Origin of the sequence: Burkholderia aenigmatica, assembly GCF_902499175.1 — a bacterium.
Taxonomy (GTDB): Bacteria; Pseudomonadota; Gammaproteobacteria; order Burkholderiales; family Burkholderiaceae; genus Burkholderia; species Burkholderia aenigmatica.
Genome location: NZ_CABVQC010000036.1, coordinates 39,534 through 61,829, shown reverse-complemented (window position 1 = coordinate 61,829; position 22,296 = coordinate 39,534). Strand labels below are relative to the sequence as shown.

The 22,296-nt window shown below is 67.0% G+C and carries 21 protein-coding genes and 1 riboswitch; of the genes, 5 read left to right on the top strand and 16 right to left on the bottom strand.

All coding sequences use genetic code 11. The features are described from left to right. Positions 1-26: 26 nt before the first annotated feature. The 5 genes from BDO18943_RS24435 to thiC all read right to left on the bottom strand — a co-directional run bounded on the left by BDO18943_RS24435 (position 27) and on the right by thiC (position 5,649). Positions 27-1,307, bottom strand: coding sequence for a sensor domain-containing phosphodiesterase (locus BDO18943_RS24435; RefSeq protein WP_175024384.1), 1,281 nt, complete (start codon positions 1,305-1,307; stop codon positions 27-29). Positions 1,308-1,736: 429 nt separating this feature from the next. Then, on the bottom strand, positions 1,737-2,663 hold the full coding sequence (locus BDO18943_RS24430; RefSeq protein WP_089450200.1) for a DMT family transporter: 927 nt from the start codon (positions 2,661-2,663) through the stop codon (positions 1,737-1,739). 143 nt (positions 2,664-2,806) lie between these two features. Continuing rightward, positions 2,807-3,055: a hypothetical protein gene (locus BDO18943_RS24425; protein ID WP_043182136.1), complete on the bottom strand. Its 249-nt coding sequence runs from the start codon at positions 3,053-3,055 to the stop codon at positions 2,807-2,809. Between the two features lie 191 nt (positions 3,056-3,246). Continuing rightward, complete coding sequence (locus BDO18943_RS24420) at positions 3,247-3,459, bottom strand: glycine zipper 2TM domain-containing protein (RefSeq protein WP_043182137.1); 213 nt, start codon at positions 3,457-3,459, stop codon at positions 3,247-3,249. A gap of 258 nt (positions 3,460-3,717) precedes the next feature. Next, positions 3,718-5,649, bottom strand: coding sequence for a phosphomethylpyrimidine synthase ThiC (thiC, locus tag BDO18943_RS24415; protein ID WP_048024440.1), 1,932 nt, complete (start codon positions 5,647-5,649; stop codon positions 3,718-3,720). A 124-nt stretch (positions 5,650-5,773) separates the two neighbouring features. Beyond that, a riboswitch (TPP riboswitch) is annotated at positions 5,774-5,890 on the bottom strand. 268 nt (positions 5,891-6,158) lie between these two features. On the opposite strand from thiC, the gene BDO18943_RS24410 reads away from it, so the two are divergent. The 3 genes from BDO18943_RS24410 (at position 6,159) to BDO18943_RS24400 (ending at position 7,976) form a co-directional block, all read left to right on the top strand. Continuing rightward, on the top strand, positions 6,159-6,434 hold the full coding sequence (locus tag BDO18943_RS24410; RefSeq protein WP_175024383.1) for a pentapeptide MXKDX repeat protein: 276 nt from the start codon (positions 6,159-6,161) through the stop codon (positions 6,432-6,434). 91 nt (positions 6,435-6,525) lie between these two features. Beyond that, entirely contained in the window at positions 6,526-7,158 is a 633-nt protein-coding gene (locus BDO18943_RS24405; RefSeq protein WP_175024382.1) for a cytochrome b/b6 domain-containing protein, read from the top strand. 29 nt (positions 7,159-7,187) lie between these two features. Continuing rightward, a complete protein-coding gene (locus BDO18943_RS24400) occupies positions 7,188-7,976 on the top strand; it encodes a molybdopterin-dependent oxidoreductase (protein ID WP_043182143.1) in 789 nt (262 codons plus the stop codon). 67 nt (positions 7,977-8,043) lie between these two features. Here BDO18943_RS24400 and BDO18943_RS24395 read toward each other — a convergent pair whose 3' ends face one another. Both BDO18943_RS24395 and BDO18943_RS24390 read right to left on the bottom strand, forming a co-directional pair. Next, a complete protein-coding gene (locus BDO18943_RS24395; protein ID WP_043182145.1) occupies positions 8,044-8,325 on the bottom strand; it encodes a helix-turn-helix domain-containing protein in 282 nt (93 codons plus the stop codon). Then, on the bottom strand, positions 8,322-8,675 hold the full coding sequence (locus BDO18943_RS24390; RefSeq protein WP_175024397.1) for a type II toxin-antitoxin system RelE/ParE family toxin: 354 nt from the start codon (positions 8,673-8,675) through the stop codon (positions 8,322-8,324). The genes BDO18943_RS24395 and BDO18943_RS24390 overlap by 4 nt, the downstream gene beginning before the upstream one ends. 503 nt (positions 8,676-9,178) lie before the next feature. Here BDO18943_RS24390 and BDO18943_RS24385 point away from each other — a divergent pair. After that, positions 9,179-10,360 (top strand): EamA family transporter, encoded by a 1,182-nt coding sequence (locus BDO18943_RS24385; protein ID WP_175024381.1) that lies wholly within the window; start codon positions 9,179-9,181, stop codon positions 10,358-10,360. A gap of 21 nt (positions 10,361-10,381) precedes the next feature. On the opposite strand, the gene BDO18943_RS24380 is transcribed toward BDO18943_RS24385, so the two are convergent. The 8 genes from BDO18943_RS24380 to BDO18943_RS24345 all read right to left on the bottom strand — a co-directional run bounded on the left by BDO18943_RS24380 (position 10,382) and on the right by BDO18943_RS24345 (position 19,045). Next, entirely contained in the window at positions 10,382-11,581 is a 1,200-nt protein-coding gene (locus BDO18943_RS24380; RefSeq protein WP_175024380.1) for an MFS transporter, read from the bottom strand. 192 nt (positions 11,582-11,773) lie between these two features. Beyond that, entirely contained in the window at positions 11,774-12,598 is an 825-nt protein-coding gene (locus BDO18943_RS24375; protein WP_175024379.1) for a phosphodiesterase, read from the bottom strand. 87 nt (positions 12,599-12,685) lie between these two features. Next, complete coding sequence (locus tag BDO18943_RS24370) at positions 12,686-13,717, bottom strand: ABC transporter ATP-binding protein (RefSeq protein ID WP_175024378.1); 1,032 nt, start codon at positions 13,715-13,717, stop codon at positions 12,686-12,688. 13 nt (positions 13,718-13,730) lie between these two features. Further along, entirely contained in the window at positions 13,731-14,633 is a 903-nt protein-coding gene (locus tag BDO18943_RS24365; protein ID WP_175024377.1) for an ABC transporter permease, read from the bottom strand. A gap of 10 nt (positions 14,634-14,643) precedes the next feature. Continuing rightward, a complete protein-coding gene (locus BDO18943_RS24360; protein ID WP_175024376.1) occupies positions 14,644-15,468 on the bottom strand; it encodes an ABC transporter permease in 825 nt (274 codons plus the stop codon). A 17-nt stretch (positions 15,469-15,485) separates the two neighbouring features. Continuing rightward, the gene (locus tag BDO18943_RS24355) at positions 15,486-16,514 is read right to left on the bottom strand and encodes an ABC transporter substrate-binding protein (protein ID WP_043182161.1); all 1,029 of its coding nucleotides are present in this window, start codon (positions 16,512-16,514) and stop codon (positions 15,486-15,488) included. Between the two features lie 70 nt (positions 16,515-16,584). Then, positions 16,585-17,610 carry a LacI family DNA-binding transcriptional regulator gene (locus tag BDO18943_RS24350; protein WP_175024375.1) on the bottom strand — a complete coding sequence of 342 codons (1,026 nt, stop codon included), beginning with the start codon at positions 17,608-17,610 and terminating at the stop codon, positions 16,585-16,587. A gap of 322 nt (positions 17,611-17,932) precedes the next feature. Beyond that, a complete protein-coding gene (locus BDO18943_RS24345) occupies positions 17,933-19,045 on the bottom strand; it encodes a hypothetical protein (protein ID WP_175024374.1) in 1,113 nt (370 codons plus the stop codon). 1,409 nt (positions 19,046-20,454) lie between these two features. Here BDO18943_RS24345 and BDO18943_RS42985 point away from each other — a divergent pair. Then, positions 20,455-20,586, top strand: a complete 132-nt coding sequence (locus tag BDO18943_RS42985; protein WP_260865376.1) for a hypothetical protein — start codon at positions 20,455-20,457, stop codon at positions 20,584-20,586. Between the two features lie 41 nt (positions 20,587-20,627). Here BDO18943_RS42985 and BDO18943_RS24340 read toward each other — a convergent pair whose 3' ends face one another. Further along, entirely contained in the window at positions 20,628-22,100 is a 1,473-nt protein-coding gene (locus BDO18943_RS24340; protein ID WP_175024373.1) for an HD domain-containing phosphohydrolase, read from the bottom strand. Positions 22,101-22,296 lie beyond the last annotated feature (196 nt).

The window sequence follows — 22,296 nt, the reverse complement described above, 5'->3', positions numbered from 1 at the left end:
CAGCCGATCGCCCGCCGTCGTGCTCGTTACCGCATGACGGTTCCTGCGCTGTCGAGCACGAAATCGACGCAGAACACGACGAGCCGGCTCTGCGCGCGGATCGCGACGGCGGCCGTATAGCAGTCGCGGCCTTCCGTCAGCGAGAAGTGCGGGCCCATCAGCGCGACGCGTCCGGGTGCGGCGATCGCACGCTGGAAATACGGGCGCCGCGACCAGTTGCTGTGCGTTTCCGGGAAGAGCGGTGCGAGGCGGGTGACGCCCGCCTGGCCGTCGTCGGTGCGCGCGCCGATCGACGGCAGGAACTGCTCGCCGGTCTCGTCGGTGACGAACACGCGGCGCGCGGCCGGCACCGCGAACACGCGTTGCGCGGCGTCCTGCAGGTTGCCGCTCGCGGAAAACGCGGCCGCGCCTGTGAGCACGAGCCGTTCGATCGCGTCGAAGCCCGGCTGCTCGGCGACGACCGGCGTATGCCGGCGGGCGATGAAGCGCTGCCACGCGGCGTCGAGCATGGCGGGTGCCGCCGCGCTGGCATATGCGATCGATGCATCGGGCTGGCCGAACTGGAAACCCTGTACGAAATCGATGTCGGCGTCCATCAGCGCCTGCAGCGAGTCGTCGTTCTCGACGCCCTCGGCAAGCACCATCGCGCCGGCTTGGTGCAGCATCGACACGAGATGATGCAGGATGCGGCGATCATCGGCCGATCCGGTCGAGCGCACGATGAGCGAGCGATCGAGCTTGACGATGTCGGGGCGCGCGCGCCACACGCGGTCGAAGTTCGAGAATCCGGTGCCGAAATCGTCGATCGCGATCAGGAAGTCGCGATGCTGGATCATGTCGATCGTGCGGGCGAGCGCGGCTTCGTCACGCGCGGGCTGTTCGACGACTTCCAGCACGATGCGGTTCGGCGGTAGCGCGAAATGCCGGCACAGCGCCTCGACGAATTCGCGCTGCACGAGGCCCGTGTCGAGCACGCGCGGCGTGACGTTCAGGAACAGCCAGCCGTCGCCGATGCCCTGCGCGACGAAGTTGGCCGTGTGCAGGCAGCGCGCGAGCCGGTCGAGCAGCAGCGCGTCGGCGTCGGCGCGCGTCTTGTCGAACAGCGCGGTGGGCGAGATCAGCGCGCCGTTCGCGTCGACGACGCGCAGCAGCGCCTCGTAACCGACGACCCGCTTGTGCGTGATCGACAACACGGGCTGGAACACGCTGCGCAGCGTCGTGGTGCGATAGGTGGCGAGCCAGCCGCCGGGCGTCGGCGTGAGGCGTTCGAGCAGGGAGTCGAGCGAGAGATCGCGGGCGGGCTTCATGTCAACGGTGCCCGGGGTCGAGCGGAGGAGCGGCAGCGCGCCGCCACGCTGAAGCAGTCGCACGCGCGGGCGGACGCGAAAGGACGTGGGACATCGAGGCCGCCTTCTGCGGGTAAGTGTTCGGAGTGTAACGGGAATGGGGCCGCTCGCGTATCAGGGAAACTCCAGACGCACACGGGTATGCGGCTGGCGCCGCTCGCATGCGCGCGACGCGTGACCACCGCGAAGTGAAAGAGGGCATCGCCGCCGCACATGGCAATCCAGCGGCATGGGGTGCGCGGTGACGTGCGAACGTGGCGAGCGAATGTCGCCGTCAGAGGAATACCGGCCGCGCTGCGGCGCCATTCGCAGCGTGGCGGAAAACGGTTGGCGCCCGGTCGTCAGGCATCGCGGCCCGACCGACGGCGGTGCGTGCGCCCGAATGAATCGTCAGGTCGCTTCGCCGCTGCGCGGCCGGATCCCGGGAATCCGCTTGATCGCGCCGGTCGCGAGCGCGGTGCCGACGAGCACGATTGCGCAGCCTTCGATCATCACGGCCGTCACGTGTTCGCCGAGGAACAGCGCACCCCACAACAGGCCGAACACGGGGATCACGAACGTCACGGTAATCGCGCGGGCGGGGCCGACATGCGCGATCAGGTAGAAGTAGATGAAATACGCGATGCCCGTGCAGGCCACGCCGAGGGCGAGCACCGAGCCCCATGCGTGTGCGCCGACCGGTGCGGCCGGCCAGGTGGCGATCGCGAACGGCAGCAGCAGGATGGTTGAGCCGATCATGCTGCCGGTCGCGTTGACGAGCGGATCGACGCCGGTCAACTTGCGCTTCGCGTAATTGGCTGCGATGCCGTACAGCAGCGTCGCACCGAGCGCCGCGGCGGCGGCGAGCGCGGTCGCGGTCGCGCCCGTTTCGCCGTGCGCACTCGCGATCTGGTTCCACACGAGCGTGAGCACGCCGGCGAAACCGATCACGAGGCCAAGCACGCGCGGCAGCGACAGCTTGTCCTTCAACCACAGATAGGCCACGAGCGCGCCCCACAGCGGCGTCGTCGCGTTGATCACCGACGTCACGCCGGCCGACAGCGTCAATTCGGCGAACGCGAACAGGCAGAACGGGATGCCCGAGTTCAGCGCACCGACGACGAACAACGGCCATGCGTGACGGCGCAGCCGGGCGCCGAGATCGGCGGGCTTGAAGCGCGTCAGCGCGAAGCCCGCGAGAAACAGCGCGCCGATACCCACGCGCAACGCCATCAACGGCGCGACGCCCAGATCGACGACGCCGATCCGGATAAACAGGAACGACGCACCCCACAGGGCAGCGAGCACGGTCAGCAGAAGGGCGTTCTTGGGGGACATCGATCGTGAAGGGCGGGGAACGGATGCGGAGAATCTTACACCCCGTTACCACCCCGTCGTTTCACGATTCGATGAAATGGCAAGAAACGGGAGTGTGGCCGGTTGCCGGCGCGGGGCGGCCGCCAGCCGGCGGTCGCGCCCGATCAATGATGGCGCCAGCCGCCGCGTCCGCCGAAGCCGAAATTGAGCGACAGCGCCGGGCCCCAATAGCCGCCCCACGCAGGTGCATAGGCCGGTGCCGGATAGTAATAGGCGGGGCCCGGATCGACGTAGACGGGGGCCGGCTGCACCGGTGCAGCCGTGTAATAGCCGCCAGGATAATAGCCGTACGGGTAGTAGCAGCCGGCGAGCGTCACGCAGGCGAGCGCCGCTGCGACGAGGGTCCTGTTCATGATGTCTCTCCGGCGGAGCCGGCAATCGGCAGATGCTTAAGCTTAGGCCGCGCGCCGATGACACGGTGTGCAAAACGGTAACGGATCATTTCCGTGCAGGCTGCCGGTCACGTTGCGGCGCCGCATGCGAAAGCGGCGCTTCCGCACCGCGAAAACGCCGTCTGGTTGACTGTCGCGGCGCGCGTCGCCGCTTACTTGCCGACCTGGTTGCCGATGATGCCGCCGGCCGCCGCGCCGCCCAGCGTCGACAGCGCGCTGCCGCCGATCGCCGCGCCGGCGACGCCGCCGACACCTGCACCGATTGCCGTGTCGCGCTGGCGTCTCGTCATCGAGTCACAGGCCGACAGGCTGGCCACGGTCGCGACGAGCAGCGCGCATACCCCAATACGCCGTATCGAATTCATGATCGTTGTCCTTGCGGTTGTGAACGGAGGACACGCGACCGGCCGGCGGCCGCGCATGAACCCAATCTACGCGCCGCCCCCCGACGCTGCTGTAAGGACTTGTTAAGGCTCGCGCGGTTTCGTAATGAATTGTTTCCGGTGGTTTCCCGGTGCGCAGGCCGGCATGCGACATGCGCAAAAAAGCCCGCTCGAAAGCGGGCTTCGTACATCGCGAATCGCGAGATGATCCGGCGAGGATCGCCGGATCACCGCGTGCACTTACTGACGGTGATAGATTTCGGCGCCGGTCTTCACGAACTCGACTGCCTTCACTTCCATCCCTTTCTTCAGCGCTTCGGTTTCCGACACGCCCTGCTGCGCCGCGAACTCGCGCACGTCCTGCGTGATCTTCATCGAGCAGAAGTGCGGGCCGCACATCGAGCAGAAGTGTGCAACCTTCGCCGAATCCTTCGGCAGCGTTTCGTCGTGGAATTCGCGCGCCTTGTCCGGATCGAGGCCGATGTTGAACTGGTCTTCCCAGCGGAACTCGAAGCGCGCCTTCGACAGCGCGTTGTCACGCACCTGCGCGCCCGGGTGGCCCTTCGCGAGATCGGCGGCGTGCGCGGCGAGCTTGTACGTGATGATGCCTTCCTTCACGTCGTCCTTGTTCGGCAGGCCGAGGTGTTCCTTCGGCGTCACGTAGCACAGCATCGCAGTGCCGAACCAGCCGATCATCGCGGCGCCGATGCCGGACGTGATGTGGTCGTAGCCCGGCGCGATGTCGGTGGTCAGCGGCCCGAGCGTGTAGAACGGCGCTTCCTTGCACCAGTCGAGCTGGAGATCCATGTTCTCCTTGATCAGCTGCATCGGCACGTGGCCGGGGCCTTCGATCATCACCTGCACGTCGTGCTTCCATGCGATCTGCGTGAGTTCGCCGAGCGTCTTCAGCTCGCCGAGCTGCGCTTCGTCGTTCGCGTCGTAGATCGAGCCGGGACGCAGGCCGTCGCCGAGCGAGAAGCTCACGTCGTACGCCTTCATGATCTCGCAGATCTCTTCGAAGTGTTCGTACAGGAAGCTTTCCTTGTGATGCGCGAGGCACCACTTCGCCATGATCGAGCCGCCGCGCGACACGATGCCGGTCATCCGGTTCGCGGTGAGCGGTACGTACTGCAGGCGCACGCCCGCATGGATCGTGAAGTAGTCGACGCCTTGCTCGGCCTGTTCGATCAGCGTGTCGCGGAAGATTTCCCAGGTCAGATCTTCAGCTTTGCCGTTGACCTTTTCGAGCGCCTGGTAGATCGGCACCGTGCCGATCGGCACCGGGCTGTTGCGGATGATCCACTCGCGCGTTTCATGGATGTGCTTGCCGGTCGACAGGTCCATCACCGTGTCGCCGCCCCAGCGGATCGCCCACGTCATCTTGTCGACTTCCTCGCCGATCGACGACGTGACGGCCGAGTTGCCGATGTTCGCGTTGATCTTCACGAGGAAGTTGCGGCCGATGATCATCGGCTCGGATTCCGGGTGGTTGATGTTCGCGGGGATGATCGCGCGGCCGCACGCCACTTCCGAGCGCACGAATTCCGGCGTGATCTCGGCCGGTGCGTTCGCGCCGAAGGCCGCTGCGCCGAACGCCTGGCCCGGGTGCTGGCGACCCATCATCGCGGCGAGCTTCGCGCCGTTCGGGCCGCTTGCCTTCAGGCTCTCGAGGTACTCGGCGCGGCGCTGGTTCTCGCGGATCGCGATGTATTCCATTTCCGGCGTGATGATGCCCTGGCGCGCATAGTGCATCTGCGTGACGTTCTTGCCGGCCTGGGCGCGGCGCGGGTTGCGGTGCAGGCCCGGGAACCGCAGGTCGGCGGTGGCCGGATCGGCCGCGCGCTCGAGGCCGTACTGGCTCGACAGGCCGCCGAGCACTTCGGTGTCGCCGCGTGCCTCGATCCAGCCCTGACGCAGTGCGGCCAGGCCTGCGCGGATGTCGATCTTCGCGTCCGGATCGGTGTAGGGGCCCGACGTGTCGTACACGTAGATCGGCGGATTCTTTTCGCCGCCGAAGCCGGTCGGCGTGTCGGCCTGCGTGATTTCACGCATCGGCACGCGGATGTCGGGCTGCGAGCCGGTGACATAAACCTTGCGGGAATTCGGCAGCGGGGCGACGGCCGCGGCATCGACATGAGCGTCGGCGGACAGAAACTTCGGATTGGCGTTCATGCAATCTCCTGTGTGAGCGCCGGACAGGCGCTTCGGCGCTTGCCCGGAGCCCTTGACGTATGTGGGGCTCGAGCTAAGCAGGAGACGAGGCTTGGTGAGGCGGCGGATTTCGTCAGAAGGATGGCGGCGAAATCCGTACGCTTCCCTGCGCTGGCATTATCCAGATCAGGTTCAAAGGGTATTTCTCACCCGCAATGCCGGTTGTTTGACCGAACGCATTGCAGGACCCCCGCGTTAGCAGGGCACACGATACACTGGCTTGGCGGCGGTTTCAACCGGGAGAGGATCGGCTGCCCCGGTGCGGCCGCAGCATGGCGGGCGGTACGATGGCCCGTCGAAATGGCAGCGCGCGTCGCCGCCGCATGGCCTCCCGGCCTGGCCGGCAACGGCGAAGCGGTGCAGCATGACGCGCTTTCGCGCAACCTTAAAAAAAATTTCGCAGCGGCTGTCATTTCCCGCGACGTCGTCCGTCTATTCGGCTCCTTAAACCCATGTTTTGGAGAGATGTCATGAAAAAAGGTCTGATTGCCGCTTGCGTTGCCGCTTTCGCCACGATCGCCACGGGCGCGTATGCGCAGAACGACGCGATGTCGCAGCCGGGCTCGTCGATGTCGAAGGACGCGATGGGCCACGACGCGATGGCCAAGGATGCAATGGGCCACGACGCGATGAAGAAGGACGGCATGAAGAAGCATGCGATGAAGAAAGACGCGATGAAGAAGGGCGCGATGTCGCACGACGAGATGGGCAAGCCGTCCGGCGACAAGATGGCGCCGTCGAACTGACGGAGGCGGACGCGGCGCGGCCGGCGCGTGCGTCGCACGGCGGCCGCCCGCCCGCATCGTGTTTCGTCGACCCATTCCGGGAGACTTCATCATGCAAACCGTTCCTGCGACCGGCCGCGCGGCCGCCACGCCGCCCGCGCGCCCGATCCATCCGCTGTGGGTGCGCGCGAGCCACTGGCTCAACGCGCTCGCGGCGATCCTGATGGTGCTGTCCGGCTGGCGCATCTACGACGCGTCGCCGATCTATCCGCCGTTCACGTTTCCGCATGGCATCACGCTGGGCGGCTGGCTCGGCGGTGCGCTGCAATGGCATTTCGCGGCGATGTGGCTGCTCGTCTTCAATGGGCTGTTCTACCTGACGATGTCGATCGCGACGGGGCGCCTCGCGCGCAAGATGCTGCCCGTCACGCCGGCGTCGATCTGGCGCGACATCCGTGCCGCGCTGGGCGGGCGGCTGTCGCACGACGACCTGAGCGTCTACAACGCGGTGCAGCGTGCCGCCTACCTGACCGCGATCGTCGATCTCGTCGTGCTGGTGCTGTCCGGACTCACGATCTGGAAATCCGTGCAATTTCCGCTGCTGCGCGAATTGTTCGGCGGCTACGACAACGCGCGTGTCGTGCACTTCTGGGCGATGTCGCTGCTCGTCGCATTCTTTGTCGTTCACGTCGCGATGGCACTGCTGGTGCCGCGCTCGCTGCTCGCGATGCTGCGCGGGCGCTGACCCGTCAACTTCGGGTGAAGGAAATCATCATGTCGGAATCCGAATACAAGCGCGACGGTTCGCGCTGGACGCTCGACCGGAAGTCGCTCGAACTCGACGTGCGCCGCGAGCTCGAGATGCCGTCGCGGCGGCTGTTCAACCGGCGCGTGCTGACGATCGGCGGCCTGACGATGCTGACCGGCTGCACGCTGAAGGACGACGCGTCGGTCAACACGTTCCTCGAGAAGGTGTCGCGCATGAACGACCGCGTGCAGGCGTGGCTGTTCAGCGGCGAGCGGCTCGCGCCGACCTACACCGAAGCCGATATCACGCGACCGTTCCCGTTCAACGCGTACTACGGAATCGACGACGTGCCGCACGTCGACGCGTCGACGTATCGGCTCGTGCTGTCCGGCCGCGTGACGGGCAAGCGCGTGTGGACGCTCGACGAACTGTATGCGCTGCCGCACGCGGAACAGATCACGCGGCATATCTGCGTGGAAGGGTGGAGCGCGATCGGCCGCTGGGGCGGCACGCCGTTCGGCGCGTTTCTCGCGCGCGCCGGTGCCGATACGCGGGCGAAGTACGTCGGCTTCAAGTGCGCGGACGATTACTACGAGAGCATCGACATGCCAACCGCGCTGCATCCGCAGACGCTGCTCGCGTTCGACTACGACGGCCATCGGTTGCCGCCGGAATTCGGCTTCCCGATGAAGCTGCGGATGCCGACCAAGCTTGGCTACAAGAACCCGAAGCACATCATGGAGATCTTTGTGACCGATACGTTTCCGGGCGGCTACTGGGTCGACCAGGGGTACAACTGGTTCGGCGGATCGTGAGCGGTGCGTGGCACGCGGTGGCGGCGCATGCGCGTGCCGAGATGCATCGGGCATCGCATGTGACGCGTCACGCGGATTCGCGTACCTGGAGGTCGACGCGCAGGCCGACAGCCGCCGCCATGTTCACGAGCGCGTCGAGCCCGAACAGGTTGATCTTGCCGCGCATCAGGTCGGAGACGCGCGGCTGCGTGACACCCAGCTGTTTCGCGGCCTGGGCCTGACTGAGCTCGAGCTGCGCGATGCGCTGCTTGAGCGCGATCATCAGTTCGGATCGCAGCTTCATGTTCTCGGCTTCGGCCGGCTGGCCCTCGATTGCGTCCCAGACGCTTGAATAACGCTCGTTGGTCATCGTTTCCTCTCCATCGTCAGCGCGCGGTAGCGCCGGGCGGCCAGTTCGATATCGGCCCGGGTCGTGCGCGCCGATTGCTTCCGGAAGCAGTGCGGCACGTAGACGGTGTCGGCGAATGTCGCGACGTAAATGATCCGGAACGCACCGCTCGCATCGCGCAGGCGAATTTCCCGCACGCCGACGCCGACGGTGCGCATCGGCTTCCAGTCGTCGGGCGCCAGCCCGCGTTGCACCTGGTCGATCTGGTGGCCGGCTTCGCGTCGCGCGGGCAGCGGAAAGCCGCGAAGATCGGCTAGCGCGCTGCCGACGAAAACGACAGGCTTCGGCGGAAGAATGGTTGGACTATACAAAATTTTGTATGGGTGGTGCGGGTTTCGAAGGAAGGCCGCGCAGGGCGGGAGGCGCGTGGGGCGACCGTCACGATAAGGGGGAAGCGCTGGCCGGCGTGCAGGACTGGCCGTTCGGCCGATGCCTGGTTCGATCGCGACGAACTGCCCTGGATGGCGGGGCGAAGCGGAATCGGCAACGCATGCGCGACGCGTATCCGGCCCCGATTTCACCGGTCCGCCGGCCGGAAAATGTCGCGCGGAAACATCATTCGTGATCCTTTCAGACAGGTCCGACGATGCTTTCGAATCCTTGATGCCATAATGCCGAACGTGCACAGCCGAAGCGGTTGCGCGCGTTTTTTTTGTCCCTCTGCCGCCGCTTGCCGGTTCTTTTTCGTCGCCGTTCGCACTGTCATGTCGTTCCGCACGTTCGCTCTGCCTTCCCGGTCCCGCCAGGGCCGTTTGCCGGCATCGCCGGCGTCTTTCAGCGGAGCACGCGGCGTGACGTGCGGGCAGGCCGCACGATGACGCCGCTCGACCGTCTCCTCGATTTCTTCGCCCGCTTCTCGTTCCGGATCCGCCTGCCGCAAAGCCGCGGCGGCCGCGTGGCGCTGGCGCTCGTCTTCATCTATTTCGTCTGGGGTTCGACCTACAGCGGCCTGCATTTCGCGCTGCAGTCGTTCCCGCCGCTGCTGCTGTCTGGGCTGCGCAACCTGCTCGGCGGGATCGGCCTGTTCATCTTCGCGCTGCGGCGCAAGCCCGAATGGCCGACGCTGCTCGAAATCCGCAACGCGGGGATCGTCGGCACGATGCTCGTTGCGCTGTCGTCCGGCACGATCGCGCTCGGGATCAGTCTGGTCAGCAGCGGCTCGGCCGCGGTGATGGTGGCCACGGTGCCGCTGTTCGCGACCGTGATCGCGGCGGTTGCCGGGCGGCCGGTCACGAAAGGCGAATGGTCGGCCGTCGCGCTCGGGATGGTCGGCATCGTCGTGCTGAATTCGGGCGGTGCCGCCGCGCAGAATTCAGCGCTCGGCACGATCTGCGTGCTGGCCGGCGCACTGTTCTGGGCCGGCGGCGCGCATCTCGCGACGCGGCTCAAGCTGCCGTCCGACCTGTTTTTGTCGACGTCGCTGCAGATCGGCCTTGGCGGCATGATCTCGACGCTCGTCGCGTGGCTGGTCGGCGAGCGCATCGAGCACCTGATGGTGGGGCCGGTGTTCGCATTCCTGTACCTGATGGTGTTCTGCACGATGGCCGCGTACGTCGCGTACGGCTACCTGATCCGCCACACGAGCCCGATCATCGCGAGCAGCTGCATGTACGTGAACCCGATCGTCGCGGTTGCGCTCGGTGCGCTGCTGCTCGGCGAACCCGTGACGATGGCGACGGTGGTCGCGACCGTCGCGATCCTCGGCAGTGTCGGATTGTCGTTCGTGTTCGATCCGGCGCGCCGGCCCGCGGCGGCCGCCGCGGCTGTGAGTTCGTCGGCAGCGGCTACCGAGCCGGCGGCGACGGCGGGTGCGTCGTCCGCCGCACCCGAGCAGATCGCAATGCCGGAGGCGGCGCCCATTCTCGCGCCTTCCGCCGTTCCGCTGGCCGTGCCGGCACCGGGCGCCGTGGTGGATCCCGCTGCCGTGATCGACCCGCCACCGGCGTTCGCGCAGCCGCAGGTCGACGAACCGGCCGCGCCCCGCGCCGACGCGTGACCTTGCCATGGCCGGCGGCGCTCAGTCGCGCTGGCCGCCGCGGTAGTGGAACCAGCCGGCGAGCGCGGTGAACAGCAGCCCGACCGCGCACGTACCGAGCCAGCCGAACCCGCGCCACGCGGCGACGCCGGCCGACGAGCCGAGCGCGCCGCCGATGAAATAGCACACCATGTACACCGTGTTCACGCGGCTGCGTGCCTCGGGCTTCAGCGCGTAGATGCGCGACTGGTTCGAGATCTGCGCGGCCTGCACGCCGACGTCGAGCACGATCACGCCGATCACGAGCCCGACGAGGCTCGTGCCCGACAACGCGAAGATCACGTAAGACAGCGCGAGCAGCGTGATCGCGAGCGAGATGATCGTGCGCGGGCCGCGCTTGTCCGCGAAGCGGCCCGCGTACGGTGCCGCGAGCGCACCCGCCGCACCGACGATCCCGAACAGGCCGGCTGCCTGCGGGCCGAGATGGAACGGCGCGCCGGCGAGCAGCAGCGTCAGTACCGGCCAGAACGCGCTGAACGCCGCGAACAGCGCGGCGCCCGTCAGCGACGCCTCGCGCAATCCGCGCAGTTCGACCGCCAGATGCCACATCGAGCCGAGCAGCTTGCCGTACGGCAGCGTCGACGTCGGCGAGCTGCGCGGCAGCCGCAGCACGATCACGGCGGCGAGCGCGACGAGCGCCGCGACCGATGCGGCGAACACCGCGCGCCAGCCGAAATACTCGGCGACGAAGCCGGCGGCCGTCCGCGCGAGCAGGATGCCGAGCAGCAGGCCGCTCATCACGGTGCCGACCGCATGCCCGCGCTGGGCGGGCGGCGCGATCTCGGCGGCGAACGGCACGGCCTGTTGCGCGATCGTCGCGAGCACGCCGATCGCGAGGCTCGCGATGGCGAGCACGGCCAGCGACGGCGCGGTGGCCGCGACGATCAGCGCGATCGACAGGCCGGCGATCTGCATCAGGATCAGCCCGCGGCGGTCGAAGCGGTCGCCGAGCGGCGCGAGCAGGAACATGCCGGCCGCATAGCCGAGCTGCGTCGCGGTGGGTATCACGCCGATCCAGGACGCGCCGTCGGGAAACGCCGAGCGGAAGCTGTCGAGCAGCGGCTGGTTGTAATAGATGTTCGCGACGGACACGCCCGCGATCGTCGCGAGCAGCAACAGCAGGCTGCGCGAATAGTGGGGCGAGGCGGCGTCGGTCGGACGGTCGGTGGAGGCGGTGGACATGGCTGCGCGGACAGAGTGGGGCGGCGCAGCGCGCGGCGCACGCGTCGGGTGCGCAGGCGGGCAGGGCGCCGGTCAAGGCTGCCGATCATACCGGAGCGACGTGAATCCTGCCGGACGGGGGCAAATCGGCCAAGCCGGCCCAACCAGCGCACCCGGCCGGCCGCCGCCCGTCATCGTGCGCGCTTCATCGCGTCAGTCGACCAGCTCCCCCGTCGGTTCGTAAAACGGATAAGGCCCGGCGCCTTCATCGACGTACACGTGATGCGACGTCATCCCCGTATCGGGCGCATGGCAATGGATCGCGAACGCCGGCGGTTCGAGCCGGAATGCGGATGGCGCATCGGTTCGCAGGTCGAATGCGACCTGATGCGCCGGCGACGGCACCGCGGACGCGAGCGTGCCGCCGAAGCGCGTGAACATCGTGCGATGCACGTGGCCGCACAGCACGCGCTCGACGTTCGGATGACCGCGCAGCAGCGCGTCGAGTTTCGCAGAAGCGGCGGGCGCGAGGCGCAGCTTGTCCATGTGGCCGATCCCCGACACGAACGGCGGGTGATGCAGCGCGACGATCACCGGCCGGTCGCGCGCGGCGTCGAGCTGCGCGGCGAGCCAGGCGAGCCGTGCGTCGCACAGGTCGCCGTAGCTGGCGCCGGGGACCTGCGAATCGAGCGCGAGCACGCGCACCGCGCCGACGTCGAGCGCGTACTGCACGAATTCACCGTCCTGCAGTTCGGCGCGATCGGCAAACGCGCGGCGCAACCCGGCGCGGTCGTCGTGATTGCCGATCATCAGGTAGTACGGAATCTCGAGCGTCGCGAGCAGCCCGCGCAGGTTGCCGTACTCTTCATCGTGACCGAAGTCGGTCAGGTCGCCGGTGACGAGCACGGCGTCGGGGCGCGGCACGAGCGCGTTCAGCCTGGCGATGCAGCGCGCGAGCGCGGCCGCCGTGTCGACGCGCCGGTATGCGAGTTGGCCCGGACGCTTGATGTGGAGATCGCTGATTTGAGCAAGCAGCATCGTCGTTCCTCGGAATCGTCTGATTGTTGTCGCGGCGTCGTCGTGCGCCGCGGTGGGGTGCTGCATGAATGATGCCCGAATGACGGGTTACGCACCGAGTGCGATCAGCCCTTCCGGTGCGATCGTGAGGCCGACAGCCGTACCGCGTGCGAGTGCGATGCGGCCCGGCACGTCGATCACGAGCGCGTCGGGTGCCGCGTGCTCGATCGTGAGCCGCGTGCGCTCGCCGAGGAACGCGCACGCACTGACCGCGCCGCGCAGCGGCGCATGCGCGGGATCGGCGAGCTGCGCATCCTCGGGGCGGAAGAACCACTCGTCGGCGGCGTGCGGCGTCGCGATCGCGCCGCCCGGGGTCACCAGCGTGCCGTCGCGCCATTGCCCGGCAAGCCGGTTCAGCGTGCCGATGAACTGCGCGACCGTGCGGCTCGCCGGGTGGTAGTAAATGTCGCGCGGCGTGCCGATCTGCTCGATGCGGCCCGCGCCCATCACGACGATCCGGTCGCCGAGCTCCATCGCCTCGGCCTGGTCGTGCGTCACGTAGACCGTCGTCACGCCGAGTTCGCGCAGCAGCGCATTCATTTCGCGCCGCAGCGTGTCGCGCAGCTTTGCGTCGAGCGCGGTCAGCGGTTCGTCGAGCAGCAGCACGCGCGGCCGCACCGCCAGCGCGCGGGCCAGCGCGACGCGCTGGCGCTGGCCGCCCGACAGCTGGTCGATCGGCTTGTCCGCATGCGCGTCGAGCCGCATCATCGCGAGCAGCTCGTCGACGCGCTCGCGCAGCGCGCGCGGCTCGGTCTTGCGGATCTTCAGCCCGTAGCCGACGTTGCCGCGCACCGTCAGGTTCGGAAACAGCGCGTAGTTCTGGAACACCATGCCGACCTGCCGGCGCTCGATCGGCAGCGGCGTCACGTCGTCATTGCCGAACGCGATCGTGCCGCCGGCGTCCGGCGTGTCGAGGCCCGCGATCAGGCGCAGCGTCGTCGTCTTGCCGCAGCCGGACGGCCCGAGCAGCACGAGCGTTTCGCCCGCGCCGATCGACAGGTCGAGCGGTTCGAGCACGCGTGTGCCGCGGAACGTCTTCGCGCAGCGGGTCAGGGTGATGGGAGTGGAATCGAGTTTCATGTCTGCGGAAAAATCAGCGCGGGCGCTTCTTGAGCGCGCGCGTGCCGGACGGATCGACGCCGAGCCACTGCATCGCGACGAGCAGCGGCAGCGTCATCAGCAGGAACAGGATCGTGTACGCGCTGCCGACTTCGAGGCGCAGCGACGCATACGTATCGGCGAGCCCGACGGGCAGTGTCTTGGTGTCGGGCGTATGCAGCATCCACGTGAGGTTGAATTCGCCGATCGACAGCGTGAGCACCGCGAGCGCACCCGCGACGATGCCGGGGCGCAGGTTCGGCAGCACGATCGTGACGAAGCGCGTGACGAACGACGCACCGAGGCTCGCCGCACCTTCTTCGAGCGTGCGCAGGTCGGCACCGGCTGCGACTGCCGCGACCGCGCGCACCATGAACGGCAGCGTGAACACGACGTGGCCGACGACGATGAACCACAGGCTCATCCGGAACGCGGTGAAGCCGCCGTACACGACCAGCAGCGCGAGCGCGGACGCGAGGCCGGGCAGCGCGACCGGCAGCACGAGCGCTTCCTCGATCGCGCGCGCGACGCGGCTCTTGCTGCGCGCGAGCGCATAGCCGGCCGGCACGCCGACGACGAGCACGATCGCGAGCGTCGCGAACGCGACGTAAAGCGACAGCGCAATCGAGCCGTGATATTGCTGCCACACCTGTTCGAGCCAGCGCAACGTGAGGCCGCTCGACAGGCCTCGGAAGTAGTTGACGGTGAGGCCCGCGAGCACCGACATCACGACAGGCACGATCAGGAACGCGCACAGCAGCAGCGTGATGCCCCATTGCAGCGCGGCGATCGCGCGCGCGCCCGTGAAGCGCGGCGCGCGGCGCGCGACGCCGGTCGCCTGGGCGGGAGCGGGTGCCGGTGAAGGCGACGGCGCGGAAGAGCCGGAAAGCGATTGCATGCGGGAATCCTCAGGCCGCGGCGGCGGCGGTGTGGCCGGTGAAGCGGCGCGCGAGCGCGAGCACGGCCCAGGTGACGATGCCGAGCACGATCGACAGGCCGGCCGCCGTCGCGATGTTCGCATTCAGCGTGAACTCGGTATAGATCGTCATCGGCAGCACGTTCAGGTCGGTGGCGAGCGTGAACGCAGTACCGAACGCACCCATCGCGGTCGCGAAGCAGATTGCGCCGGCCGCGATCAGGCCCGGCGCGAGCGCGGGCAGCACGATGTCGACGAAGATGCGCCACGGCGATGCGCCGAGCGAGCGCGCGGCTTCCTCGAGCGACGCGTCGAGCTTCGACGCGGCCGCGATCACGGTGACGATCACGCGCGGAATCGAAAAGTACAGGTAGCCGATGAACAGGCCCGCGACCGAGTACGCGAATACCCACTTGTCACCGGTCAGCTTCGCGGACAGCATGCCGATCAGCCCCTGCCGGCCGGCGAGCATGATGACCATGAAGCCGACGACGACACCCGGGAACGCAAGCGGAAACGTCAGCAGCGCGAGCAGCACGCGCTTGCCCGCGAAGTCGCGGCGCGCGAGCAGGAGGCCCGAGATCGTCGACAGCACGAGCGTCGCGAGCGTGACGCCCGCGGACAGCGCGATGGTCTCGCCGAGGCTCTTCATGTAGCGCGCATTGCCGAGCAGCGCCGCGTAGTGCGAGAAGAACGCGCCGTCGGCGGACACCTGCACGAGCGCCGCCATCGGCAGCAGCCAGAACGCGGCGAACACCGCGAGCGCCGGCGCGACGAGTGCGACGCGCCAGCGCAGCGGGAAAGTCAGGTCGAGCATCGGTTGCGTCCTGCGGCTTACTGCATCACCTGCAGGTACTGCTGGCCGAATGCCTGCTGGCCGGCCGCCATCTTGCCGAAGTCGACCGATTTTGCGCGGGCATATTCGCTCGCCGGCAGGAATTTCGACGCGATGTCGGCGCCGAGCGTCTGTGCGCGTACCGGACGCAGGTATGCGTTGGCCCACAGCTTCTGGCCTTCGTCGGACAGCACGAAGTCGAGCACCTTCTTGCCGTTCGCGTCGTGCGGCGCACCCTTCACGAGACTCATCACGTACGGCACCGCGATCGTGCCTTCCTTCGGAATCACGAATTCGACGTTGGCGTTGTCCTTGTACTTCGCGCGATACGCGTCGAAGTCATAGTCGAGCAGGATCGGAATCTCGCCCGACAGTACGCGCGCATACGCGGTCTGCTTCGGCACGATCGGCGCGTTCGCTTTCAGCTTCCTGAACCAGTCGAGCGCCGGCTTGAAGTTGTCGAGGCTGCCGCCGAGAGCCTGGTTCACGGCGACCGCACCCGCATAGCCGACGAACGCGCTCGACGGATCGAGATAACCGACCATGCCCTTGTATTCAGGCTTCAGCAGATCGGCCCACGAGCGCGGCACCGGCTTGCCGTCGAGCGCGTCCTTGTTCACGAAGAAGCCCAGCGTGCCCGAGTGGATCGCGAACCAGTAGCCTTGCGGGTCCTTCAGGTTCGCGGGAATGTCGTTCCAGTGCGCGGGCTTGTACGGCGCGATCACGCCCTTGTCCTTCGCCTGGAACGCCGACGATACGCCGAGATAGACGACGTCGGCGACCGGGCTCTTCTGCTCGGCGATCAGCTGCGCGATCGACTGGCCCGAGTTCTTGTTGTCGAACGGCACGCGGATGCCGGTCTTCTGCTTGATCGCCGCGATCTGCGCGGCCCAGTCGGCCCATTCGGGCGGGCAGTTGTAGCAGATCGCCGTTTCGTCGGCATGGGCGGCGGGCGCGCCGGCGATGAGCGCGGCGCAGGCGAGCGGCGCGGCAAGCGCACGCAGCAGCGAGGTCAGGCGAAAGGACACGGTTGGTCTCCGGGCGAGGGTGAGGCGCTGGGGTGGTGGTGTTGTGTACGGGGCGGTGCGGCGCCCGGGTTCAGGCCTGGCGCAATTGCAGGTCGGTGGCCGGCGGGGCGACCGTCGCGCCGTCGCGCACCACGTGCGGCAGGATCAGCGACGTGCGTTCGATGGCTGCGCCGCCGATGCATTCGACGAGACGCTGCCACGCGTGGCGGCCGATGTCGCGGTTCGGCGTCGCGACGCTCGCGAGCGGCGGCGCGAGCAGTTCGCCGATCGCGATGCCGTCGAAGCCGAGCACCGACAGGTCGTCCGGGATCGAGAAACCCGCGCGGCGCAGGCCGCGCATCACGACCATCGCGAGCAGGTCGTTGCTGCAGAAGAGGGCGGTCGGACGCGTCGCGTGCGCGGTGAGATGCGCAAGCACCGCGTCGGGCAATTCGGGTGCGTTGAAATCGACTTCGACCGGCGGCAGCGTGGCGACGCCGCTTTCCTCGAGCGCCTGCGCATAACCGAGATGACGCTGGCGCGCCCGATCCGACGCGGCGAGCGAGCCGGCCAGCATCAGCACGCGACGATGACCGCGCGCGGTCAGCAGCCGCACGCCGTCGTAGGCGGCGCTGCGGTTGTCGACCGATACCGACGGGCGGCGCTGCGTGTCGTTGTGCATCAGCACGTAGTGCGGGCCGTCGCGGTCGAGCATGTCGAGCAGCGGGTGCGTGTCCGCGTCGGCGACGGTGAGGATCAGCCCTTCGACGCGCTGCTCGCGCAGCGTCTCGATCGCATGACGCTCGCGTGCCGCATCGTATTCGGTCGTCATCAGGATCAGCTTGAAGCCGGCCGCGGTCGCGAGTTCGTCGATGCCTTGCAGGCAGTCGGCGAACACGGGGTTCGACAACGTCGGCACGACGACGCCGACGAGCCGCGTGCGTTCGCCGCGCAGTTGCCGGCCGAGCGGGCTCGGGCGGAACTGCAGTGTGTCGATCGCGGTGCGGATCGTTTGCAGCGTGGCGGGGCTGACGGTATGCGGCGCGTTGATCGCGCGCGAGACGGTGGCGATCGAGAAGCCCGCGAGGGCAGCGACGTCCTTGATGGTCGAGGTCATGTGGTAGCGCGATGTAAACGTTTTCGGCCGGAAAATTATCGAAAACGTTTGTGACCTGCCGATGACGCGTGAAGGGGGCACATCGGACAGCGCGCGCGGGCTCGTATGACGAAAGCGCTCGCGAAACCAAGCGTGGATTGTAGCGGCGGAACGGCGGGTCGTGGGGGCGTGTGAGGCGGTTTGTGGCGAAGGATCGATGCAGGCGTGTCTGTCGGCGCGATAGCGGGGTGGGCGCGCGCGAAGAACGGCGACGCCCGAATCGCGTGGCCCGCGTACCGTCCGTCGACCCGGGCGGCGGACGGTACGCAAGGACCGACGGACGTTACAGCGCGACGAACAGCATGCCGTGCGGATCCTGAAGCGCCGACGCGTTGCCGACGCTCGTTGCGATCGGCGTCAGGTGACCGGTCTTCGGATCGAGCTTCATCACCTGGCCCTGGCCGGCGCTGTATGCGTCGCCCTGGCTGAATGCGGCATCGACGCGGTACGTGGTGTTGTTTGCGTCGGTGAACAACATGAAGGTCTTGTTTTGCGGCCCGGGTGCCGGCACCCAGCGGGTATCGTCGACCGGATACACGGGGCCGTCCTTGTCGTTGAAGAGCGTGAGCGTCAGCACGCTGACACTCTGGCTTGCGCCCGGATTGTGGATGAACACCAGCTTGCCGTCGGCCTGGCTGTCGAGGACGAGGTCGCCGGCCGTATCGATCGCTTCGGAATCCGGGTCCGTCAGGGCCAGCGTGACCGGCTGGTTGTAGGTCGGATTCGGTGAACCGCCGACCGACGGCGTCAGGTCGGTCGCCTGCGCGTTGCCGGCCAGTACGGGGGCGACGTCGAACGTCGTGCCGTTGGCGTTCAGCGTGAGCTGGACGACCGTCGGCGCGGTGCCCGGCGTCGCGGGGTTCGACGCGCTCACGTAGACGTTGCCGTTGAGCAGTTGCATGTCGTCGTAGCCGCCGCCGTGCGCGGTCGGATTGACGGTCGGCGCGTAGGTCTTCTGCGTGCCGGCCTTGAGGTCGATGATCGTCAGCTCGGGATTGCCGTCTTCGTTGGCCATCGCCCAGAGCGTGTTGGTATCGGCGCGCGCCATCAGGCCGTCGACGTGCCCCGGCACCGAGTAAGTCTTGAGCGCGTTGCCGCCCAGGTCGTACTGCACGACATCGTTGGTCAGCCCCGGGACCGAGCCGTCCTTGACGTCCCCGGCCTTCTGGTAGCCGATGAAGACGGTGTCGTTGAACTGGACGATCGAGTCGGGCTTGTCGGTGGAGACCGGCGCTTTCGCGAACACGGACAGCGCGTAGCCGGACGCGGTGGCCGTGTTCGGCACGGCCGCCGTATTGGCCGGTGCGATACCGGGGGTCGAGGTCGCATCGTCTCCACCGCATGCCGCAAGAAAGACCGATGCCGACATCGCAATGAACAGAGGCTTTCTAAACATTTCGTTTTCCTGAACGAATGATTCGTGCCGACCGAATCGGGTTGATCTATTACCGCTGGTTACATGGGCGCGTGTCAGGCTAAGGCGCACATATTTCGTTTCGGTGAAAAAATCACGAACGTGCGGCGTGCCGTTCGCAACGCCGGAATCGGCTATCACGGCGTTGCTTAAGGCGGGCTTAACGCAATGTGGCGAATCGCCTGCGTCTCGAAATTCCGTCGGAAATCGGAGCATCTGCTGCGTCGGTCGCGCATGCGTATGTCAGGCGAAATCGAAGCCTTTCATTTTCCGGATGTAAGGCGTATGCGATCGAACGCGCGGCCGATCGTGCCGGCAGGCATCGGTACCGTTGCGTGGGGCGATGATTCACCGGACCGGATCGGTCTCGGGACGTTGCCGTGGCAGCGCGTCGCCGGTCGGGCAATCAACGACGGAACAAATGAAGAAGGGGGGCGCGAGCAATGGTAGAATCGCGTCCGCCCTCTTGCCGGGGTGATGAAATTGGTAAACATAGCGGACTTAAACGATTGAGTGCCCGGTCGGAAACGGTCGGTGCAGAACCCTTCAAATTCGGTGAAACCCCTGATGCGCGCATCGAGGCAACGCCGAGCCAAGCCTCGCGGTATCCGCGAGGAAGGTGTAGAGACTAGACGGGGGGCGCCTAAGGCGCACGGGCAGCGATTATGCCCGCGCGTGACGGTGAAGGCATAGTCCAGCGCACGAACGGCATCGCGCACGCGACGCCGGCTTTGAAAGAAGCAGTGTGACGAAAATCCGCCGCCTTAACTGGCTTGCCGGTTCGAGTCCGGTCCCCGGCACCACGATCGCTTTCACGGCGATGCGACGAAAGGTCGAAAGCCCGCGAGAAGCCTAGCGCTCGCGGGTTTTTTGTTTTTTGTGGCGTTGAGTCGGATGCGATTGCCAATCGAAGCATGCATCTTCCACATGCGCTGCGTGCTCGATACTTGTAACGATGGTCTTCAGGCGGGTCGGTCATTCGACCGATGTCGTCGAGGCCCGTTGCAGGCCACGATCATCACTCAACGAGCGGCGCTGAAGTCCTGGCAACTGAATTCAGGCTCACACCGACGCACGACGCACGGGAACTCCTGGGGGATGATTGCAATGTCGGCTCGTCAATGCATCATCGTTGCGATTGCGGGCTGGCTGCCCCGAGCATTGGGAATCTTCCATTCCGTCGGGAGCCATTCGGTTCGGTCATGCCATTCGCCGCGGGAAGGCGGGCGGTGCGCGATGGGGAACGCTTTCCAGCGCCGCACGATCCGCCCTGGTAGGGGCGTTGCTTTCCAGCGAGGCGATGGGCGCCATCTACTTTCTGATGACGGGATGGTGGTGGTCCGCCTGCGAGTCGAAGGGCAACCCGCAGTCGATCTGCACGGGAGAACAGGATGGACAACAGGGAGATTCCGCTTGCCAATGACCCGGTGCAGTACAGGACTCTGCTGCACGACGAGATCTGCACGGTACTGCAAACGACGATTCAGTCGGGCGGCGTACCGGACATCGTGCCGGGCGAATAGTTTCGTCGAGGTAAACCGCGGGCCGGCGCAACCACGTTCCTTCAGATCAGGCCCATTGCCGATGCCTTGAGCGTCGCTGCCGCGCGCGTCGAACAGCCAAGCTTGCGAAACACACTTTCGATGTGCGTGCGCACCGTGCTCGGACTGATGGTCAATTCCCGCGCGGCCTCCTTGTTGCTCGCGCCGCGCGAGATGACGCGCAGCACGTCGATCTCTCGCGCGGACAGGCCGGCACCGGACGGTGCACTTCTGGATGCGCGTCTGGCGACGGGGATGCCTGCCGACGTAAGCACACCGACCGCTTCGCCGCATAGCCGGCCGTGCGAGGCCTCGTCCCTCAGCAGACGGGCGGCCGCGTCGTCGGTCAGCGCGGCGCGCCAGGGGCGTGGCGATCGCAATGCGACCCACGCGACGGATGCTGCCAGCACGCGAGCCTCCAGTGACAGCGCAGGCGTGTGTGAGCCGCGAAAATACCCCGAACCGTCCAGCCGTTCGTAAGCATGCGATGCAAGGAGGGCGGCGTGGCGCAGCGCGCCGGACTGTTTGCCGGCGCGTTCCGTCCAGTACGGTACCAGCCGCACCTTTTCCCACGCGCTTGCCGGCAACGCCGTGGGCAGGTTCCATACGTCGTTGGGTACGGCTGCCTTGCCGATACCGTGAATCAGTCCGGCCTGGTAGACCAGCGAACGCCCGGCGTCATCCGGTTTGAGCCGCGCATGACACCCGGCCGCCGTCATGGCGACCGCACGCGAAAAGCCCGTCATCCACGGCAATTTCAGGTCGACGATGTCGGCGATCAGTTCAGCGGATGTCATCCGTTGCATATCGGAGGTCGCCAGTGCGATGTCGAACTCGGCCGGCGACGTGCGTTCCAGTTCCGTCAGCCAGGCTTGCGCGTGACGTATCGTCGTCGTGACGAGGTGCGACGGATACCGCGAGTCGGCACGCTGCCCGATGAGTCCCAGTGCCCGCTCGACGCCATACGTGCGACTCAGTACTTCCAGATCGCCGGCAAGCGCGACGACCGGCACGGCTGCAGGTACGTGTTCGCGTGCGAGCTGCGCAGGGAGCCCGCTGCCGTCCCAGGCCTCGAAAATGTGACGCAGCGCCGTTTCGGTCGCCATTGAAAGCCCGAGTATTCGCGCGACCTCGCCAGCTACTTCGCAGTGAATCTGCGCGAGTTGGGTCATCGATGCAGCGGCGTTTCCGATTGCCTCGGCCATGCCGGGCCTGTTCTCGAGCATCGCCGTGCGGATCGCGATGTCGTCACCGAACACGTGCGCGAAACCTGCTGCGTTCGCCGTACAACCCGACCAGCGAAGCAGCGACACCTCGCGAACCGTATCGCACGCCGATGCGCCCAGTCCGGCCGCGTCTGCGAGTCGTATACCCAGCCACGCGGTGCGAAGCGAATGGTCGGTCGGCTGTCCCATGCTCAGATCGCCGATGAAGGCGATGGCCCTCACGGAATCGAATATGCGCAGTGCGGCGTGGCTGGCTTCGGCGTCGAACATCAGGCTCGGCTCGGAAAATCGCAGGGACGAGCGAACGATCATACGCGACGCGGGCGCGTGCGCCCCGTTGCGTGACGCTGTCCGGGGTCGGTCATTTGACCGATCCCGGACGGTTCGAACGATCGGGACAATCTGGCTGCACGCGGGGAAAGCGAAATGCAACGCCGCATGAATGCTTCCTTGCGCCGTCGGTGTC

Bases quoted from the DNA above. Each gene is read 5' to 3' on its own strand.
- BDO18943_RS24435 (WP_175024384.1), bottom strand. From the start codon at position 1,307: ATGAAGCCCGCCCGCGATCTCTCGCTCGACTCCCTGCTCGAACGCCTC.
- BDO18943_RS24430 (WP_089450200.1), bottom strand. From the start codon at position 2,663: ATGTCCCCCAAGAACGCCCTTCTGCTGACCGTGCTCGCTGCCCTGTGG.
- BDO18943_RS24425 (WP_043182136.1), bottom strand. From the start codon at position 3,055: ATGAACAGGACCCTCGTCGCAGCGGCGCTCGCCTGCGTGACGCTCGCC.
- BDO18943_RS24420 (WP_043182137.1), bottom strand. From the start codon at position 3,459: ATGAATTCGATACGGCGTATTGGGGTATGCGCGCTGCTCGTCGCGACC.
- thiC (WP_048024440.1), bottom strand. From the start codon at position 5,649: ATGAACGCCAATCCGAAGTTTCTGTCCGCCGACGCTCATGTCGATGCC.
- BDO18943_RS24410 (WP_175024383.1), top strand. From the start codon at position 6,159: ATGAAAAAAGGTCTGATTGCCGCTTGCGTTGCCGCTTTCGCCACGATC.
- BDO18943_RS24405 (WP_175024382.1), top strand. From the start codon at position 6,526: ATGCAAACCGTTCCTGCGACCGGCCGCGCGGCCGCCACGCCGCCCGCG.
- BDO18943_RS24400 (WP_043182143.1), top strand. From the start codon at position 7,188: ATGTCGGAATCCGAATACAAGCGCGACGGTTCGCGCTGGACGCTCGAC.
- BDO18943_RS24395 (WP_043182145.1), bottom strand. From the start codon at position 8,325: ATGACCAACGAGCGTTATTCAAGCGTCTGGGACGCAATCGAGGGCCAG.
- BDO18943_RS24385 (WP_175024381.1), top strand. From the start codon at position 9,179: ATGACGCCGCTCGACCGTCTCCTCGATTTCTTCGCCCGCTTCTCGTTC.
- BDO18943_RS24380 (WP_175024380.1), bottom strand. From the start codon at position 11,581: ATGTCCACCGCCTCCACCGACCGTCCGACCGACGCCGCCTCGCCCCAC.
- BDO18943_RS24375 (WP_175024379.1), bottom strand. From the start codon at position 12,598: ATGCTGCTTGCTCAAATCAGCGATCTCCACATCAAGCGTCCGGGCCAA.
- BDO18943_RS24370 (WP_175024378.1), bottom strand. From the start codon at position 13,717: ATGAAACTCGATTCCACTCCCATCACCCTGACCCGCTGCGCGAAGACG.
- BDO18943_RS24365 (WP_175024377.1), bottom strand. From the start codon at position 14,633: ATGCAATCGCTTTCCGGCTCTTCCGCGCCGTCGCCTTCACCGGCACCC.
- BDO18943_RS24360 (WP_175024376.1), bottom strand. From the start codon at position 15,468: ATGCTCGACCTGACTTTCCCGCTGCGCTGGCGCGTCGCACTCGTCGCG.
- BDO18943_RS24350 (WP_175024375.1), bottom strand. From the start codon at position 17,610: ATGACCTCGACCATCAAGGACGTCGCTGCCCTCGCGGGCTTCTCGATC.
- BDO18943_RS24345 (WP_175024374.1), bottom strand. From the start codon at position 19,045: ATGTTTAGAAAGCCTCTGTTCATTGCGATGTCGGCATCGGTCTTTCTT.
- BDO18943_RS42985 (WP_260865376.1), top strand. From the start codon at position 20,455: ATGGACAACAGGGAGATTCCGCTTGCCAATGACCCGGTGCAGTACAGG.
- BDO18943_RS24340 (WP_175024373.1), bottom strand. From the start codon at position 22,100: ATGTTCGACGCCGAAGCCAGCCACGCCGCACTGCGCATATTCGATTCC.